This window comes from Embleya sp. NPDC059213, assembly GCF_042754445.1.
Classification (GTDB): domain Bacteria; phylum Actinomycetota; class Actinomycetes; order Streptomycetales; family Streptomycetaceae; genus Embleya.
In genome coordinates this window covers 1-1,709 of record NZ_JBHZAV010000411.1, presented here as the reverse complement: position 1 = coordinate 1,709, position 1,709 = coordinate 1, and the positions used below count along the sequence as shown (strand labels likewise).

General features: G+C 71.3%; 1 protein-coding gene. It reads left to right on the top strand.

Going from position 1 to position 1,709, the window contains the following annotated elements; all coding sequences use genetic code 11:
* The first annotated feature begins 135 nt into the window (after positions 1-135).
* Positions 136-630, top strand: coding sequence for a metallophosphoesterase family protein (locus ACFXMF_RS47700; protein WP_379989462.1), 495 nt, complete (start codon positions 136-138; stop codon positions 628-630).
* Positions 631-1,709: the final 1,079 nt, after the last annotated feature.

Below are 1,709 nucleotides of genomic sequence, written 5' to 3'. Positions count from 1 at the left end.
GTCCTGGGGCGCGGCCGCACACCGGCCGGAATCGTGCGGGGTTGCGCGGAAACTGCGCGGGACTTGTGCGGGACGTGCGCGGGACGTGCGCTCGATGCCGCCCCAGGACCGGGGGCGGCTCGTAGTGTGGGCGGTATGCGAGTTCTTCTCACGTCCGACACGCACGTACCCCAACGCGCCAAGGCCGTTCCCGAGCGCCTGCTCGCCGAGTTGGCGACGGTCGACGTGGTGATCCACGCGGGTGACTGGGTCGACGGGGTCGCGCTGGACTTGTTCGAGGCGCACTCGCGTCGCGTGATCGGCGTCTACGGCAACAACGACGGCCCGGATCTGCGCAGCCGGTTGCCCGAGGTGGCCCGGGTCGAACTGGGCGGCGTGCGATTCGCCGTCGTTCACGAAACGGGCCCGGCGGAGGGCCGGGAACGCCGGTGCGCGGCCCGGTATCCGGACGTGGACGTCCTGGTGTTCGGCCACAGCCACATCCCCTGGGACACCGTCACCGACTCCGGACTGCGCCTGCTCAACCCCGGCTCACCCACCGACCGACGCCGCCAACCACATCACACGTACATGACCCTGACGGCCGACGCGGGCAAGATCACCGACGTGGTGCTGCACGACCTGGACTGATCGCCTGCGGCCGATTCGGGATGGTTCGTCAACAAACTTCTTCCGCTTCCACAGCCCGAGACGGTGCATCCCTTACGTACTGTGCGGAGCGGCCGAGCGCGCCGCCGGCCCGGTGTCCGACCTCGCCGACACCGGGCGCGCGTACGACTACACCCACTATCCCGCCGGTGAGCAGACCGCGTTGTGTCCACGGTCGCCGGGCGCGCGGAGGCCGATTGGGAACGGGGTCTTGGTCTGTTGCCGGTCGACCGAATCGGGTGGGCGTGAGAGGCGGCCTTCTGCTCGCGCGCGAAGCGGGCACGGTTCCGGTGCGAGGGCCGAACGGACCGGGTCTGCGCCGAGCACGGCTCCCGGTGGATCACACGAGGGGCGACGGCCTTGGTCTATACGTCGAGCGCACGGTATCCGACGGACGGGCGCAGCGATCGGATGCGTGGTGATCGAATTCGGCTTATGGGGTTGGGTGTTGGTGGGGTGGAGTGGGCTGGGCTGGGGTGCGGGTGGCTTTGTGTGTTCGCGGCCGGCGGTCGCGTCTTGGTGGGCAGCGGGTGGCTCAGTGCTAAACGGTCGGCGTGGGCCGGTGGAGGTGGGCCCGGTCCCGGGGTCGCCGGTGGCCGGGAGCCCTGGGTTCCCCGGCGAGACGCGGGCGTTGCTCGGCGGGAAAGGCGCTGGCAACGGCGCGGAAGGGTGGGCGGCTCGGTCAGGTCCGCCGGGGAGCCTTCCCGAGTGGGCCGGGCGTTCGCGGCCGGCGGTCGCGTCTTGGTCGGCAGCGGGAGGCTTTGTGCTAAACGGTCGGCGTGGATTGGTGGAGATCAGCCCGGTCCCACGGTCACCGGCGGTCAGGAGCCCTGGGTTCCCCGGCGAGACGCGGGCGTTGCCTGCGGGGAAAGGCGCTGGCAACGGCGGAGCGGGAGGGGAGCCCGGTCAGGTCCGCCGGGGAGCCTTCTCGAGTGGGCCGGGTGCTTTGTGGCCGGCGGTCGCGTCTTGGTCGGCAGCGGGTGGCTCAGGGCTAAACGGTCGGCGTGGGCTGGTGGAGGTGGGCCCGGTCCCACGGTCGCCGGCGGTCAGGAGCCCTGAGA

What these genes read in the sequence shown, in the direction of transcription:
- ACFXMF_RS47700 (WP_379989462.1), top strand. Translation starts at nt 136, where the DNA reads ATGCGAGTTCTTCTCACGTCCGACACGCACGTACCCCAACGCGCCAAG.